The 17,352-nt window shown below is 33.9% G+C and carries 16 protein-coding genes; 8 read left to right on the top strand and 8 right to left on the bottom strand.

Translation table 11 applies throughout. The features are described 5' to 3' along the window. Positions 1 to 4 precede the first annotated feature (4 nt). The 6 genes from leuB to ilvD form a co-directional block, all read right to left on the bottom strand. Positions 5 to 1,048: a 3-isopropylmalate dehydrogenase gene (leuB, locus tag MHI13_RS17930; protein WP_064210765.1), complete on the bottom strand. Its 1,044-nt coding sequence runs from the start codon at positions 1,046 to 1,048 to the stop codon at positions 5 to 7. After that, positions 1,045 to 2,580: a 2-isopropylmalate synthase gene (locus MHI13_RS17925; RefSeq protein ID WP_064210766.1), complete on the bottom strand. Its 1,536-nt coding sequence runs from the start codon at positions 2,578 to 2,580 to the stop codon at positions 1,045 to 1,047. Before MHI13_RS17925 ends, leuB begins: the two co-directional genes overlap by 4 nt. A gap of 16 nt (positions 2,581 to 2,596) precedes the next feature. Then, the gene (ilvC, locus tag MHI13_RS17920) at positions 2,597 to 3,601 is read right to left on the bottom strand and encodes a ketol-acid reductoisomerase (protein WP_064210767.1); all 1,005 of its coding nucleotides are present in this window, start codon (positions 3,599 to 3,601) and stop codon (positions 2,597 to 2,599) included. 129 nt (positions 3,602 to 3,730) lie between these two features. Further along, positions 3,731 to 3,964: an ACT domain-containing protein gene (locus MHI13_RS17915; RefSeq protein ID WP_002436904.1), complete on the bottom strand. Its 234-nt coding sequence runs from the start codon at positions 3,962 to 3,964 to the stop codon at positions 3,731 to 3,733. Beyond that, positions 3,964 to 5,637: a biosynthetic-type acetolactate synthase large subunit gene (gene ilvB, locus MHI13_RS17910; RefSeq protein WP_422785088.1), complete on the bottom strand. Its 1,674-nt coding sequence runs from the start codon at positions 5,635 to 5,637 to the stop codon at positions 3,964 to 3,966. Before ilvB ends, MHI13_RS17915 begins: the two co-directional genes overlap by 1 nt. Before the next feature lie 142 nt (positions 5,638 to 5,779). Beyond that, a complete protein-coding gene (gene ilvD, locus MHI13_RS17905) occupies positions 5,780 to 7,468 on the bottom strand; it encodes a dihydroxy-acid dehydratase (RefSeq protein WP_064210769.1) in 1,689 nt (562 codons plus the stop codon). Between the two features lie 443 nt (positions 7,469 to 7,911). Here ilvD and tsaE point away from each other — a divergent pair, with 443 nt between their 5' ends. Genes tsaE through tsaD form a run of 4 tightly spaced genes read left to right on the top strand, consistent with a single transcriptional unit; the run spans position 7,912 to position 10,475 of the window. Beyond that, on the top strand, positions 7,912 to 8,373 hold the full coding sequence (tsaE, locus tag MHI13_RS17900; RefSeq protein ID WP_168992761.1) for a tRNA (adenosine(37)-N6)-threonylcarbamoyltransferase complex ATPase subunit type 1 TsaE: 462 nt from the start codon (positions 7,912 to 7,914) through the stop codon (positions 8,371 to 8,373). After that, positions 8,354 to 9,016 (top strand): tRNA (adenosine(37)-N6)-threonylcarbamoyltransferase complex dimerization subunit type 1 TsaB, encoded by a 663-nt coding sequence (tsaB, locus tag MHI13_RS17895; protein ID WP_002436924.1) that lies wholly within the window; start codon positions 8,354 to 8,356, stop codon positions 9,014 to 9,016. Before tsaE ends, tsaB begins: the two co-directional genes overlap by 20 nt. Further along, positions 8,989 to 9,450 (top strand): ribosomal protein S18-alanine N-acetyltransferase, encoded by a 462-nt coding sequence (gene rimI / locus MHI13_RS17890; protein WP_002436921.1) that lies wholly within the window; start codon positions 8,989 to 8,991, stop codon positions 9,448 to 9,450. Before tsaB ends, rimI begins: the two co-directional genes overlap by 28 nt. Beyond that, positions 9,447 to 10,475, top strand: a complete 1,029-nt coding sequence (tsaD, locus tag MHI13_RS17885; RefSeq protein ID WP_064210783.1) for a tRNA (adenosine(37)-N6)-threonylcarbamoyltransferase complex transferase subunit TsaD — start codon at positions 9,447 to 9,449, stop codon at positions 10,473 to 10,475. Before rimI ends, tsaD begins: the two co-directional genes overlap by 4 nt. 106 nt (positions 10,476 to 10,581) lie before the next feature. On the opposite strand, the gene MHI13_RS17880 is transcribed toward tsaD, so the two are convergent. Beyond that, the gene (locus tag MHI13_RS17880) at positions 10,582 to 12,198 is read right to left on the bottom strand and encodes a MutS-related protein (RefSeq protein WP_064210770.1); all 1,617 of its coding nucleotides are present in this window, start codon (positions 12,196 to 12,198) and stop codon (positions 10,582 to 10,584) included. Between the two features lie 341 nt (positions 12,199 to 12,539). Beyond that, positions 12,540 to 14,477 carry an ABC-F family ATP-binding cassette domain-containing protein gene (locus MHI13_RS17875; protein ID WP_064210771.1) on the bottom strand — a complete coding sequence of 646 codons (1,938 nt, stop codon included), beginning with the start codon at positions 14,475 to 14,477 and terminating at the stop codon, positions 12,540 to 12,542. Positions 14,478 to 14,833: 356 nt separating this feature from the next. Between MHI13_RS17875 and MHI13_RS17870 the strand changes: the two genes are divergently transcribed. The 4 genes from MHI13_RS17870 to MHI13_RS17855 all read left to right on the top strand — a co-directional run bounded on the left by MHI13_RS17870 (position 14,834) and on the right by MHI13_RS17855 (position 17,270). Next, a complete protein-coding gene (locus MHI13_RS17870; protein ID WP_064210772.1) occupies positions 14,834 to 15,475 on the top strand; it encodes a redox-sensing transcriptional repressor Rex in 642 nt (213 codons plus the stop codon). Between the two features lie 88 nt (positions 15,476 to 15,563). Continuing rightward, the gene (locus tag MHI13_RS17865) at positions 15,564 to 15,851 is read left to right on the top strand and encodes a hypothetical protein (RefSeq protein ID WP_002436909.1); all 288 of its coding nucleotides are present in this window, start codon (positions 15,564 to 15,566) and stop codon (positions 15,849 to 15,851) included. Positions 15,852 to 15,932: 81 nt separating this feature from the next. Further along, entirely contained in the window at positions 15,933 to 17,027 is a 1,095-nt protein-coding gene (locus MHI13_RS17860) for a YeeE/YedE family protein (RefSeq protein WP_064210773.1), read from the top strand. Positions 17,028 to 17,045: 18 nt separating this feature from the next. Then, positions 17,046 to 17,270, top strand: a complete 225-nt coding sequence (locus tag MHI13_RS17855; protein ID WP_002469616.1) for a sulfurtransferase TusA family protein — start codon at positions 17,046 to 17,048, stop codon at positions 17,268 to 17,270. Positions 17,271 to 17,352 lie beyond the last annotated feature (82 nt).

Raw genomic sequence — 17,352 nt, 5'->3', positions numbered from 1 at the left:
CCTTTTATAAATAATTATTCTTTAGTAGTTTAAATATTTCAGAAGTTTTGTGACTTCCACCTAAATCTGCTGTAGTATGGCCAGACTTAATGAGTTTAAATACATGTTTTTCAAGTTCTATTGCGGCTTGTTCTTGATTTAGACTTTCTTTTAAACAAAGTGCCAAAGATAACACCATACCAAATGGATTAGCTTTATCTTGGTTAGCGATATCAGGTGCCGAGCCATGAATAGGCTCATATAATCGTGTCCCTTGTTCCCCAAAACTTGCGGAAGGGGATAAACCAAGTGAGCCTGGTATTACTGATGCTTCATCACTCAAAATGTCTCCAAATAAATTTTCGGTAACAATAACATCAAATTGAGTAGGGTGTGTGATTAAATGCATGCTACAGGCATCTACTAACAAGTGGTTGACTTCAACATCTGGATAATCCGCTTTAACTTCATTCACCACTTGACGCCAAAGTTTACTTGAAGATAATACATTTTCTTTATCAACGGATGTTAGTTTTTTTCTTCTATTTTGAGCTAAATTAAATGCAACTCTAACGATTCTCTCTATTTCTTCACGAGTATAAGTAAGTGAATCTAGAGCTGAATGATTATTATAGTGACTTGGTTCACCAAAATAAATACCGCTAGTTAGTTCTCTGACAATCACTAAATCAGTACCTTCAACTCGCTCTTGTCTTAACGGAGATAAATGACTGGTACCCTCACTTACAATGGTTGGACGTATATTTGCATATAAATTTAAAGCTTTTCTAAGTTTTAATAGCCCATGTTCTGGACGATTTTTAGGATTTGACCATTTGGGACCACCAATTGCACCAAGTAAAATGGCATTTGAAGATTTACATGCTTCTAATGTTTCATCAGTAAGAGGTGTACCATAGTTATCGATTGCCGCACCTCCAAAATGATGATGTTCTATTTGATACTGGAAGTCATATTTATGACTGATTAGTTCGAGAAGCTCTAATGTACCATTTATAATTTCTGGTCCTATACCATCGCCAGGTAAAGCTACGATTTTGTAACTCATGAATGAATACCTTCTTTCTTTTGTGTTTCAGAAATATATTTCGCATGAGCTTCTATATAGGCTTTACAAGAAGCCTGTAAAATATCATGATCAATTCCTATACCGTTGACTGGTGTACCTTCGATGATTAAACTAACGTGAACTTCTGCTTGCGCATCTGCACCTTCAGTGATTGAGTCAATCCTATAATCGATAAGTTCTGTCTTTCTTTGGAAAATACGATCAACAGCATTATATATAGATACGATTGAACCTGTTCCAATACTTGAATCTTGATAAGTTTTTCCATTTTTATCTTTAATCACGACCACAGCACTTTGTAGCCCTTTAGATACATATTGCAGTTGTAAATTTTCTAATTGATAAATCGCTCGTTGCTCATGCTCAGATCCTTGAATGATTGCATGGATGTCGCGATCAGAAACTGATTTTTTCTTATCAGCAACTTCTTTAAATTGTTTAAATAAGTTGATTTGATCCTCAGTGCTAATGTCATAGCCTAATGATTTTAGTTTCTCAGCAAAAGCATGCTTTCCAGACAATTTACCAAGAGGTAATTCAGTTGTACTTACTCCGACTAATTGAGGCGTCATAATTTCATATGTTTCACGATGTTTGAGTACACCATCTTGATGTATCCCCGATTCATGACTAAACGCATTTTGACCGACGATTGCTTTGTTTCTTGGAACTCGAATTCCTGCGTATCGTGATATGAGGTCTGATGTTTTCTTAGTTTCATCAAGTTTAATTTGGGATTCAATACCATAATGATCACGTCGAACATAAAGTGCTAATGCAACTTCTTCAAGCGCAGCATTACCCGCACGTTCACCAATTCCATTCACAGTACCTTCGATGCGTCGTGCACCACCTTCAATGGCTGCGAGACTATTAGATACAGCCATACCCAGGTCATCATGACAATGGGCACTGAAAACGATTGGTTGTTCAGAATGGATGGATTTGGTTAATGTTTTGAAAATTTGTTCATATTCTGTAGGATAACTGAATCCTACAGTATCTGGGATGTTAATAATGGTAGCGCCAGCATCAATAGCAGTTTGCACACAATCAATTAAGAACGGAATTTCGGTTCTAGTCGCATCTTCAGGGGAAAATTGTACTACTTCAAAAAATTGTTTAGCGTATGATACATGTTCTTTGATAGATGCTAATACTTCCTCTTGAGACATTTTTAATTTATGCTCTAAATGAATAGGGGATGTTGCAATAAACACATGTACTTGCGGTTTAGCAGCTAACTTAGTTGATTCATATACAGCGTCTATATCTGACTTTTTACATCTAGCTAAGCCACAAACTGCTGTAGTAGTTAATGCCTTTGCAATTGATTCAACTGATTTAAAACTTCCAGAGCTTGAAGCGGGGAAACCAGCTTCTATGACATCGACTCCCCATTTTTCTAATTGCTTAGCAATTTTCAATCTTTCGTCAAAGGTAAAGTTGACTCCCGGTGTTTGTTCTCCGTCTCTTAGTGTTGTATCAAAAAATTGAATATGGCTTTCCATTTTTAACATCTCCTTATTATTTTTGAATACTTTTAGCTTTAATAAATGGCATCATTTTTCTTAATTCACGACCAACCGCTTCGATTTCATGACCATGTTGTTGTTCACGTAATTGGTAAAATTCTTTAAAGCCATTTTCATTATCTTTAACAAAACGATTAGCAAAGTTACCGTTTTGAATATCTTCTAATACAGTTTTCATGTTGTTTTTAACTTCTGGAGTGATAACACGTGGTCCAGATACATAATCACCAAATTCAGCTGTATTTGAAATAGAGTAGCGAACGTTTTCCATACCGCCTTCGTACATTAAATCAACGATTAATTTCATTTCGTGTAATACTTCGAAGTATGCTAATTCTTTTTGATATCCAGCTTCTACTAGAGTTTCAAAACCACTTTGAATTAATTTATGGATACCCCCGCAAAGTACAGCTTGTTCACCGAATAAATCAGTTTCAGTTTCTTCTTTGAATGTAGTTTCAATAACACCAGCACGTGTTGCACCAATACCTTTGGCATAACTTAGTGCGATATCACGTGCGTGACCTGAAGCATCTTGTTGTACACCGAATAATGCTGGTACAGCAGTACCTTCTACAAAGGTACGTCTTACTAAATGACCAGGACCTTTAGGTGCTACTAAGAATACATCTACATCAGCAGGGGGTTGAATAACTCCAAAGTAAATGTTAAATCCGTGCGCAAAAGCTAATGCATTGCCTGCTTCTAAGTTAGGTTCAATTTCATTTTTATATACATTACCTTGGATTTCATCAGGTAATAAAATCATTACTACATCTGCTTGTTTAGTAGCCTCATTCACTGGATAAACATCAAATCCATCTTCTTTAGCTCTATCGAAAGAATGACCAGGTCGAATACCAACGACTACATCATAACCATTGTCTTTTAAATTTTGAGCGTGTGCATGTCCTTGTGAACCGTAACCAATTACTGCAATTTTTTTACCTTGTAAAGCATCTTTTTCAACTGATTGATCATAATAAACTTTTGTCATAGTGAATTCCTCCAATTACTTCCTAAAAATTCTTAATTTTCAAAATATTTATGTTATAAAAATATGTAAGATGATAGTTATGTCTCAATCATCAATTTTTTTTACATCGCTAGCGCATCAAACAATTTTTTAAACACTCGTAACACTTAATACATTGATTTGTTGTTCTAACTTTTTTAATACAATATTGAAAGCAGCTTCGTCTTCAATATGTACTTTCAGTTCTAGATTAGAAATACCTTCATTATCTGACCTCTTAACATGCAGCTCATCAATGTTACATTGTAATCGAACAAATGCACTTGTAATACGATGTAATGTACTCACTTGGTCGGCGACCACAAATTGAATTGTACGTTTCATTATAATCCCTCCATCTCGTGATTAGATTTACCACTAGGTACCATAGGATTGACAGGTTCTACAGGAGAGATGCGAACTTCAATTAATGCTGGACCATTATGATTGAAAGCTGCATCGATTTGTGATTCAAGTTTGTCCGGTGAATCAATTAGATATCCATTGATACCATATGCTTCAGCCATTTTAATAAAATCAGGTTGATCATTAAATACTGAATGAGAGAAGCGCTGGTTAAAGAATTTGTCTTGCCATTGTTTAACCATACCTAACGTACCATTATTGATTAACACTATTTTCACGTTCAGGTTGTATTCAGGCAATAGCGCCATTTCTTGATTAGTCATTTGGAAACCACCATCTCCGACGAAGCATACGACAGTTTTATCAAGGGAAGCGAGTTGTGCACCAATCGCAGAAGGAATACCAAATCCCATCGTACCTAATCCGCCACTAGTTACCCATTGACCATGGTCTTTGAAAGGGTAGAACTGAGCAGCCCACATTTGATGTTGACCTACATCAGTAGTGACGATTGCATCGCCATTTGTAATTTTTCCGATGTATTCAATTGCCTTTTGAGGTTTACTAAATGTATCATCTTCATTTTTATCGTATTTAAATGGATGTTTTTGCTTATTCTGTTTACAATAATGAATCCATTCTTCATGATGAGCTGTTGTGACATTTTCAGAAGATAAAGCTTCTAAAACGAGTTTACAATCGGCAACAATACCTAAATCTGTTTGAATGACTTTATTGATTTCTGAAGGATCGATGTCTACGTGAACTATCTTAGCGTTTGGTGCAAATGCATCAGGTTTGCTAGCTAGTCGGTCATCAAAACGACTACCTAAATTAATGAGTAAATCACATTCAGTGAGTGCCATATTACTTGCATATGAACCATGCATGCCTCCCATTCCTAAGAACAGGGGATGTTCGTAAGGTATTGCACCAAGACCTAATAGTGTGGTTACGGTAGGGATTTGATGTTTAGTGACAAATTCTGTTAATAATTGATTTGATTTAGAATGATTGATACCTGAACCTGCGAGAATAATAGGCTTTTTAGATTTACTAATATATGAAACTAATGTCTTAATGTCTATATCTTCTGGTTCACTTTTAACTTGATAATGAGGCAAATTGATTTCATTTGATAAACCAACGTTTGTTGATAAAATTCCCATGTCTTTCGGGAAATCAATGACGACAGGACCTTTTCTTCCTGAATTAGCTACATGAAATGCTTCATGAACTATTTTAGGAATATCTTCAACATTTTTAATTTGATAATTTTGTTTAGTAATTGGTGTTGTCATAGAAAGTAAATCTGCTTCTTGGAAGGCATCTTTTCCAATTCCTGGTGTTGCTACTTGACCTGTAAAAACGACTAAAGGTAAAGAATCACTATGTGCATCTGTGATACCAGTAATTGCATTTGTAGCTCCTGGGCCACTAGTGACAACAACTACACCAGTTTTACCTGAGACACGTGCATATCCTTCTGCGGCATGGGTTGCACCTTGTTCATGTCTTGCTAAGATATGCTTGATTTGTCCATCATAAAATGTGTCATAAAGTGGCAATACAGCACCGCCTGGGTAACCAAAAATAAAATCAACGTCCTCATGTTGTAAAGCTTCAACTAAAAGTTGAGAACCACTACGCATTTGATTAACAGTCTGTTGTTGAAGATATTCTGGTTCTTGTGATTCAGAAACATTTAATGTATCAGTATTTTCTTTACTAATCGCGGTTACCGTTGTAAAAGAGGGGCTTTCTTTTTGATTAGACATCGTAATCATCTCCTAATTAAATAAGGCTTTCTGGAACTTGCATAATACCACCTGTATTAGCACTTGTGACTAAAGAGGTGTATCTAGCCAGATATCCTGTTTTTACTTTTGCTTTAAATGGTTGTAGCTCTTCACGTCTGCGATAAAGTTCTTCTTGTGGCTGGTCAACATCTAACTTTCTATTTGTTAAATCAATTGTAATTTCATCTCCATCTCTAATTAATCCGATAGGGCCACCAGATGCTGCTTCTGGGGAAATGTGTCCCACAGCAATACCTCTTGTAGCACCTGAAAATCTACCGTCAGTAATTAAAGCCACATCTTTTCCTAATCCTCGGCCAACAATAGAGGAAGTAGGAGCTAACATTTCAGGCATTCCCGGACCGCCTTTAGGACCTTCATAGCGAATAACTACAACATGACCTTCACGTACAGTATGATTGTCAATTGCTTCAACAGCTTCATCATGAGAGTTAAAACAAATAGCTTTCCCTTTAAAGACTTTAATAGAGGGATCTACACCACCTACTTTAATCACTGCACCTTTGGGAGCTATATTACCGAAAAGTACTGAAAGTCCACCTTCGTGATCATAGGGACTATCGAGAGGATGTATAACATCAAAGTTTGAAATTTCCTTTCCTTTATTATTTTCTTTTAATGTTTTACCAGTAACTGTAATCCTTTCTGGGTGTAACGTACCATCTTTTTTCATTAACTCATTGATAATAGCGGGGACACCACCAGCTTCATGTACATCGTGCATAGAGTAAGAAGAGCTAGGTGCGATTTTTGAAAGATAGGGTGTTCTTTTCGCAATTTCATTAATACGTTCTAAGTCATAATCAATGCCTGCTTCATTTGCGATTGCTAATGTATGCAATACAGTATTAGTTGAGCCGCCCATTGCCATGTCTAATGCAAAAGCATCATCAATTGCCTCTCGTGTAACGATGTCTCTTGGTTTTATATCATTTTTAATATTATCTACTAATCGAAAAGCAGCTTGACGAATCATTTCACGACGTTGGTCACTAACTGCTAAAGCTGTTCCATTGTAAGGTAAGGCGAGTCCTAAAACCTCCATCAAACAGTTCATAGAATTTGCTGTGAACATACCAGCACATGAACCACAAGTAGGGCAGGCATTTTGCTCCATATCTAAAAATTCTTCTTTAGAAATAGACCCCTCTTTAAAAGCGCCGACTGCTTCAAACATTGAAGATAAAGTAAGTGCTTTACCGTGAGCAGATAGTCCAGCTTTCATTGGGCCACCTGAACAAAAAATTGCAGGGACATTTGTACGTACCGCAGCGAGTATCATGCCCGGAGTGATTTTATCGCAGTTAGGAATATAAAACACACCATCGAACCAATGTGCATTAATTACTGTTTCAGCTGCATCTGCAATAATTTCTCTCGAAGGTAATGAATATCTCATTCCAATGTGTCCCATTGCGATGCCATCATCTACACCAATCGTATTAAATTCGAAAGGGATTGCACCCGCTTCACGAATAGCTTCTTTCGCGATATCAGCAAGTTCTCTTAAGTGAACATGTCCTGGTACGATATCGATATAAGAATTACAAATTGCCACAAAAGGCTTATTCATATCTGTAGGTTTTTGAAGAGCGCCCGTCGCATGTAAAAGACTTCTTGCTGGAGCCTGTTGATCTCCTTTTTTAATCATGTCGCTTCGCATATTTGATCCCCCCGTATGAGTATTAAGAACAATAAAAAACGTCCCAATAATAATTGGGACGTTTGAAAGTCCCATTCAACTAGAAATAGGACTTAAACATTTAGTAGATCAACTAACTAAAGTTCGAGTCCTTACGAGTATAATAAAATGATAATAATGTTTTGAATTGTCGGTAGATAATGTGATGTATTATAAGTCATTTTATTATACTCCTTTCGGTGAATGGATAAGTATTCTTAATAATTTGAATTGTCTTAAAATTTGATAAACTTAATTTACTACATGTGAAATAGCGTGTCAATAAAAATATAGAATTTTCTAACAATTATTTTTAAGGATGTTTCTAGAATTTTCACAAAGAAATTTATAATAAAATTTGTTACAATGAATGAGTTAATAAAGGACGAAATAATAATGTATCTTCGTAAATAGGAGAATGAATGTTGATTACTATACACAATTTAGATGAGATGAAAGAATTTGCTGATGTTTTAGTGAAAAATTTAAAGTCAGGAGATTTAATTTTATTGAACGGCGATTTAGGTGCTGGTAAAACGACTTTAACACAGTTTATAGGAAAAGCTTTAGGTGTGAAACGAACTATTAATTCACCAACATTTAATATTATTAAATCTTATAAAGGGAATGAACTCAAACTTCATCATATGGATTGCTATCGTTTGGAAGACCATGAAGAAGATTTAGGATTTGAGGAATATTTCGAAGACCATGCTGTTACAGTCATTGAATGGAGTCAGTTTATTTCTGATTTATTACCTTATCAACATTTGACAATCAACATTAATGTTATAAATGAAAATGAACGTACAATAATGATTGAAGCACAAGGTGCACATTACGAAATGTTAAGGGAGGTTGTTATCAATGAATTATCTGCTCATTGATACATCTAATCAGCCGTTATCAGTTGCACTCATGCAGGATGAAAAAGTGTTAATTGAACAAACTACAAATATTAAACAAAATCATTCAGTTCAATTGATGCCTGAGATTCAAAAGTTATTTGAACAGTCTCAAGTTGATAAACAAGAAATCACTGACATAGTTGTTGCAGAAGGACCGGGTTCATACACAGGTTTAAGAATCGGTGTGACTGTGGCTAAAACGTTAGCTTACGCTTTACAAACTCGATTATATGGTGTGTCATCACTTAAAGCTCTTGCTGCAACTATTAAAGATGAGCATAGATTATTAGTACCTATCTTTGACGCAAGAAGAGAAGCGGTTTATACAGGTGTTTATCAATACGTTAATGGTGAATTAACTACAATCATTGAGGATGGATATTTATCAATTAATGATTTAAAAGATAAACTTCATGCGCTAAATCAAGAATATGTTTTTATTGGGTTTAATTTAGAAAATATAAAGCATTTATTAGATAGCGAAGTGATTGAAAGTTTACCTAAAGCTTCAGTTATGAAATCCTTAATTCAACAACCTGAAAATATCCATTCATTTACTCCGAAGTATCATAAATTATCAGAGGCGGAAAGAAATTGGTTAGACCAACAGAAGAACAATTAAATATTAGGAAAATGAGTGTTGAAGATGTTCCTCAAGTCTTTGATATAGAGCGCGAAAGCTTCAATGATAGTTCATGGACGATTGATGCCTTTTATCATGAAATAGAACAGAATCAATTTGCAACATATTTTGTAATTGAATATGATGATAAAATTATTGGATATTTAGGTATGTGGATTGTTATAGATCAAGCTCAAATTACAACAGTCGCCATTAAAAAACAGTATAGAGGGTACGGACTAGGTCAATTATTACTTAAATATGTTAAAAATTACGCAAGTCATACCTGTGAAGTAATGAGTTTAGAAGTTCGTTTAGATAATGTAGTGGCGCAACATGTATATCAGAATTTAGGATTTGAATATGGTGGAAAAAGAAAAAATTATTATGGTGAAGGTGAGGATGCACTAGTGATGTGGGTGAATTTAAAATGACACAACAAACTTTAATTCTAGGGATGGAAACCAGTTGTGATGAAACAAGTGTAAGTGTGATTAGAAATGGTCAAGAAATACTTTCTAATACAGTATTAAGTCAAATTGATAGTCATAAACGATTTGGTGGAGTTGTTCCTGAAGTCGCAAGTAGACATCATGTTGAAGGTGTGACAGCTACGATTGAAGAGGCACTTGACTCAGCAAACGTCACTATGCACGAGATTGATGCTATAGCAGTGACGCAAGGTCCAGGATTAATAGGTGCATTACTAATAGGAATAAATGCTGCAAAGGCGCTCGCTTTCGCTTATGATAAACCTATTATTCCTGTTCACCATATTGCTGGCCATATTTATGCAAATCATTTAGAGCAACCACTTACATTTCCATTAATGTCTTTAATCGTTTCCGGTGGTCATACAGAGTTAGTCTATATGAAAGATCACCTGAATTTTGAAGTTATTGGTGAGACGAGAGATGATGCTGTTGGAGAAGCTTATGATAAAGTGGCTCGTACGATTAACTTACCTTATCCTGGAGGACCACAAATCGATCAGCTAGCTACTCAAGGTCAAGATGTATATGATTTCCCAAGGGTTTGGCTTGAAAAGGATAGCTACGATTTTAGCTTCAGTGGATTAAAAAGTGCAGTCATTAATAAATTGCATAATCTAAGACAAAAGAATGAAGAAATTGTAGAAGAAAATGTTGCTACAAGTTTTCAAAACAGCGTTGTTGAAGTATTAACTTATAAAGCTATTCATGCTTGTAAATCTTATGACGTTAAACGACTTATTGTGGCAGGTGGTGTAGCAAGCAATAAAGGATTAAGAACATCACTCAAAGAAGCTTGTGATAATGAAGACATTACTTTAACGATACCAAGTCCATCCTTATGTACAGATAATGCTGCAATGATTGGAGCTGCGGGTCATTATCTTTATCAGGCTGGATTACGAGGTGATTTAGCTTTAAACGGTGAAAATAATATAGACATAGAAGATTTTACGATGAGTAAATAAACAAAAGAGCACTATATAACGTATGAACTTAACTGTTAATATTACGTTATATAGTGCTTTTATTATTGTATAAATATTTCAATAGTTATTACTGTCAAAAGTCAACTTATTCATCTACTTGTGTTTTAGCGCGGTGATAAATATCATCTGGAAAATGAGTAATTCTAAGCAATTCAATTGCATTGCGCGTATTTGCTTTGCCAGGTTTGATTTTATAGTCAAAATAAATTTCATTGTTTTGAATAGACTCATTAAAGTGATAATTATGGTAATCCTTTTCTAATAGGGTGGACAATTCAATATCATGCGTAGCTGCAACAACTTGATAATTTGGCAATTCATTTAAATAGCTGAGTACTGATTCAGAAGCAGCAATACGTTCAGTTGTATTAGTTCCTTTAAAAATCTCATCTATGAAACAGTAAATTTTAGCTTGTGTATGAATATTAAAAAGTCGTCTAATTGACTTTAATTCAGCCATAAAATAGCTGTCCCCTGAGAGTACATCATCTGCGTTAGCCATTGAAGTAAAAACGTAACCTGGTTGGTAGTTAAATGATTCAGCAGTAGCAATATTAAGGGATTGAGCCATAATAACATTCAGTGCTACAGCCTTCATGAAAGTCGATTTACCAGAAGCGTTCGAACCTGTAAGTAGAAGATTGTTATCCAAGTTTAAATCATTAGGAACGGCCACTTCTTCATCTATTAGTGGATGAATTAAACTTTGAAAATGCACACCCTCCATGTATTGATCAGCATGAGGTATACAATAATTAGTTAACGTACGTCTATACATAGCTAAAGAGTAGTGATTATCTAGTGTACTAATATAGTCGTAACATTCTTCGACTTCATTTTGATATTTAAAATAACTATGTTGTATTAGATGAAATAAAACATAATCAACCATAAACATTAATTTGACAAGCATAATCGTACTGCCTACAACATCATTGGATTCTAATTGAGCTAGCAATCCACTAAAACGTCGAGAATTTTTAAAGTGATTAAAATTAATATTTATGTCAGGTGTTCCCTCTATCTTAGACAAAGCCTTACATTGTTTGATTACATTAGCAGTATAAAAGATTGATTTTAAATCCTGTTCATAAGTTTTCTTTAAATTCAAAGAAAGCACAATATTTAAGAAGAAGCTTCCAATAAATAAAAAGACTCCTATTTCTGGTGAAATAAATATAGATAAAAATGCAATTAAAGGTAATAAAGGACAAAACATTAAGAGATTGTTCTTAGGAATTGGTGTTAATTGATCTGGGAATAATGGGTATACAGTTTTGCCTATTTTAGAAAGTATGTAAGATACATTTAAACGAAAAGATTTATCCTCGCTATAACGCTTGATGAGTGATTGATTTTCAATCGAGAACATTCCTCTTAATGTGGCATATAATTTCATTTCTCCAATAGCGGTAAAATTGAAGTTTATTTTATGAAATAGAGCTTCAATGTTTAAATCTGACCAAGTTTTATCATCTATAAGAGGATGTTGATTAGTATAATTATCCTTATACTCTTGATATTGAGCATCAAACCTAGAATTAGGCCTTATAAATGTCTCTAATTTAGCTTTCCTATCCCAAAGCGTATTAATTTTAGCGATTGTTTTTCTCCTTTCGATAAATGAAACGGTGATATTTACAATCGCTATTAAAATAATAAAGATAAGAACGATGAGTCCAAACGTCTGATTATTAGTCATAAATGTCTCCTCAATATAGTTATAGTTAAATTATTTCATAAATAAATTTTAGACTCAAATCTTCATACTAAATATAAGATGTCAATAGGGAACGTGCGTACTTATCAACAAAATGTGAGTAAACTGTGGATAAATACTGTTGAAAAGTGTGGATATTACCGTGTATAACTCGAATAATTTTTAGGAAAAGTGTTAATTTACTTGTGGATAACTAGGATAAGTGTGTGGATAGCTATCAAATTAACAATAAAGCGTGTGAATAAAATTTGTGTAATAACATACTAAAAGACACTAAAAAGTAAGAAATTCTACCTTTAAGTGTCTCAATAATAAATGGATATTTATAATTTTTCTTGTAATTCTTCCCATTCTAACATAACTTGTTCTAATTTTTGTTCGGTATTATTTTTTTCCTCAGCTAATTCTGCAGCTTTCATTGGATCATTAAATACTTCTGGCTGAGTTAATTGTGTTTCAATATAAGAAATATGAGTTTCAAATTCTTCAATCTTAGTTTCACATTGTTCAATCTGACGTTCGATTTTACGTTGATGACTTTTCTGTTGTTTTTGACTTGAATATGCTGAAGAAGAAATAGAAGTGTCATTATTGTTATTGGTTTTTGAAGAAGAATTATTTAATTCTTCTTGAGCTTTTAGTGCAGCAGCTTCTTCAGTTTTCTCAATATAGTATTGATAGTCCCCGAGATATATCTGTCCACCATCATGATTCAAATCAAATACTTTATTTGCAAGCTGATTAATAAAATATCTATCATGAGAAACAAATATTATTGTACCTTCAAAATGTTTTAACGCTTGTTCTAACATTTCTTTTGAGTCGATATCTAAGTGGTTGGTAGGTTCGTCTAAAATTAGCACATTGTCTTTTTGTAACATTAATAAAGCTAATTGCAAACGAGCTTTTTCACCACCAGATAGGTCATTAATTATTTTTTTAACATCTTCTTGTACAAATAAGAAACGACCTAGTACAGCACGTACATCTTTCTCATTCATAGTAGGGTACTGGTCCCAAACGTAATCTAAAATTGTTTTATTTGATTTAAATTCAGCTTGTTTTTGGTCATAGTAGCCTATTTGAAGATTTGCTCCAAAAGTAATTTCTCCACCAAGTTTGTTTTGCTTATCGGCAATTGTTTTGATAAGTGTCGTTTTTCCTACGCCGTTTGGTCCTATCACTGCGATATGATCCCCCTTGAATACTTCGATATTAATGGGTTGAGTGATAGGTGAATCATAACCAATTTTTAGGTCACGAATATGCATGACATCATTGCCTGTATTTCTTTCAAAGCCAAATTGGATATTTGCGCTTCTAGCGTCAATCATTGGCTTATCTATACGTTCCATTTTTTCTAACGTTTTACGTCGACTTTTAGCCATGCCACTTGTTGAAGCGCGTGTAATATTCTTATCAACAAATGTTTCTAATTTCTTAATTTCTTCTTGTTGCTTTTCATACTCTTGCATACGTTTTTCATAGTATTGGTCACGTTGCTCAATAAATTGTTCATAATTACCTACATAACGTTTAACGTCTCCAAGGGCAACATCATAAATTTGAGTAACTATTTTGTCTAGGAAATATCTATCGTGACTAATTATGATAATGGCGCCTTTGAAATATTTTAAATAATCTTCTAACCATTTAGTAGTCTCTAAATCTAAGTGGTTTGTTGGCTCATCTAGCAATAGTAAGTCGGGTTCATTCAATAACATTTGAGCAAGAGAAAGTCGTGTTTTTTGACCACCACTAAAATCATTAATGGGTTTATTAAAATCACTTTCAGTAAAATTAAGCCCGTGAAGAACTGTTTTTATTTTACTTTCATACTGATAACCTTCAAGTTGTTCAAACCGGTTTGTTAATGATTCATAACGTTCCATATGCTCTTGATAAGTTTTGGTTTCATATTCATTTGTATGTTGTGCCAACCAATCTGTTTCCTCTTTAATTAAGTTTTCCATATTTTTTATATGTTCAAATGGTTTTGACATCTCTTCGAAGACAGTAGCCGTGGAGTTAAGTGTCATTTGTTGCGTGAGGTAACCCATTTTTAAATTTTTTATTTTCGATATATGACCACTATCGTAACCTTCTACGCCGGCTATGATTTTCATTAATGTAGATTTACCTGCACCGTTTCGACCAACGACACCAATTCTTTCACCAGTTTTAACTTCAAAGTCTACATCAGTAAAAATATCTTCACCATCGAACGATTTCGAGATGTCATTAAGTTGTAAAAGTATCATTCGATTCTCACCTTTCTAATTCTATTAAATAGTTATAGACTATATGTAATCAATAAGATTTAAAAAATTTTAATTTTATGTGAATTTTAAATAGTTAAGCATTATTTTTTAATAATAGGGTACATCTACCTCATAAGGTATGACGATTAAGCTATTTATTGACTCAATTATCTTTATTTTACAGCATTCGCGCATTACATGAAACTGAGATATTTATTTTTAAAAATCAATAATGTATAATATTTAAGTATTCATTGAAGGCAATTATTTGTTTATTTAAACGCCTTACAACTTGCACGATAAAACGTTTGAATACATAAATATAATTCATTCAAACTTTAAGGGGGACATATTGGATGCCAGAAAATATTAAAATTCCTCGTGCTACATTAAAGCGTTTACCTTTATATTATAGATTTGTGAGTACATTAAAATCTAAGGGTATCGACCGTGTGAATTCTAAAGCAATCAGTGAAGCTTTACAAATAGATTCGGCAACGATTCGTCGTGATTTTTCATATTTTGGTGAATTAGGTAAAAAAGGCTATGGTTATAACATCGATAGTATGCTTGAATTTTTCAAGTCTGAACTAAGTGAAAGTGATGAAATTAAAATTGCGATAGTAGGTGTTGGTAATCTAGGTCGCGCGTTACTTACTTATAATTTTTCAATACACGCTGAGATGACAATTACTGAAGCTTTCGATATTAGAGAAGATCTAATTGGAGAGAAAGTCGGTAAAGTCGTTGTTAAAAATATCAATGAAATTCAATCTACATTAGCAGTAGAAGAAATTGACGTTGTGATATTAACGACTCCTGAAAGTGTAGCACAACAGGTTGCTGATCAACTCGTTGAAGCGGGTGTGAAAGGTATTCTTAACTTTACGCCAAGCAGAGTTAAAACACCACAAGATGTACAAGTTCACCATATTGATTTGGGTATTGAACTACAATCACTATTGTTCTTTATGAAGAACTATAGTAATAATAATTAATAACTTTTAGCATCCTAATTTAGGATGCTACTTTATTATGTAAAAATGATATAGTATACGTAATAAAATAAAGGGGGCACAAGCCATAATGAAATTTGAAGCAAACTGTACATTTAAAGCACATATCCCTCAAATGATAAGGGTTCCTGGAAAATTAGTAATCAATGAGAATACTTTACAATTCAAAGCTTATGGCAAAGAATATACTCCATTTGATATAGAGTTAGATATTAATAAAGTTGTGAGATATAAGTGCTCGAAAGGACTACTGGGAAGTAAATTATTTGTTTACTATAACAATCATGAGTGGTATAAATTTAGTCATTTTTCAAAAGAGGATTTAAAATCATTGAGTAAAGAATTGAAAATACATTAGGTTTCAAAAAATATTGAACTTGCAATTTTTCATTTTTTCTAATATAATACCTTAGTATTTATATCGGAAATAGGTGATTAAATGACATGGATGATAATTAGTGGACTTATTGTCGGAGCGTTATTAGGGTTCGTAATGCAACGAACAAGATTCTGTCTAGCGGGCGGTTTCAGAGACATGTATGTCCAAAAAAGTAATAAAATGTTTTATGCATTGCTCGTAGCTATAACAGTTCAGAGTTTGGGATTACTCATATTAACAAGCTTAGGTATTATTGAAGTGCCTACACATACATTTCCAGTATTAGGGACGATTATAGGATCATTTATATTTGGCGTTGGTATTGTATTAGCTGGTGGTTGTGCCACAGGTACGTGGTATCGTGCTGGCGAAGGTTTAATTGGAAGTTGGGTGGCATTAATTTTATATGCTATAACTTCTGCAATTACTAAAACAGGAGTACTTCTTCCTGTTATGAATATGATTAATAAGCCTACGAACGTGAATGCGAGTGTAAGTCATTCAACAGGGCTTCCTAATTGGGTACTTGTTTTAATTTTAGTAATAATTACAATTACAATGGTTGTGAAAACTTTACGTAAACCGAAAGTGATGGTGCCTAAGTTAAAACAAAAATATACAGGTATTAGACACTATTTATTTGAAAGAAAATACCATCCATTTATAGCTGGTATTGCCGTAGGACTTATTGCTTTACTAGCATGGCCCATGAGTGAATCAACTGGTCGACCTTATGGACTTGGGATTACGACTCCATCTGCTAATTTGATTAACTTTCTAATATCCGGTGACACTAAGTTCATCGATTGGGGCGTTTTATTAGTGCTCGGTATCTTTATTGGTTCATATATAGCTGCTAGAGGGTCTAAAGAATTTAAATGGAGACTTCCAGATAAGAAGACGATTCGTAACAGTGCTATTGGTGGCATATTGATGGGATTTGGTGCTTCAGTAGCTGGTGGATGTTCAATTGGTAATGGGTTAGTAGAAACCGCAACAATGAGCTGGCAAGGATGGTTAGGTTTAGCATCAATGATATTTGGTGTATGGTTCATGAGTTATTTTATTTTTATTAAACCAATGAAAAAGTTTCAACAATCATCTAATGAAAAATCTAAACGTAAACAAGTGAGTCAACAAACTCAGACAACATAAGGTAAGGAGGATAAGAAATTGGTACATGAATTAGGCACTGTTGGAATGGTGTGTCCATTTCCACTTATTGAAGCGCAAAAGAAAATGGAAGAGTTAGAGCAAGGCGATGAATTAAAAATAGACTTTGATTGTACGCAGGCAACAGAAGCCTTACCAAACTGGGCAGCTGAAAATGGATATCCAGTCACTAATTATGAACAATTAGATGATGCTTCTTGGACGATAACTATTCAAAAATCTTAAATTTACTTTAGACGCAAGCTAGTGATATCATACGATGTCACTGGCTTTTTTATTTTAATATATTAAAATACTAAAGTTATGA

This window comes from Staphylococcus sp. FSL K6-0223 (genome assembly GCF_038008285.1).
This window is presented reverse-complemented; position numbering and strand designations above follow the sequence as displayed.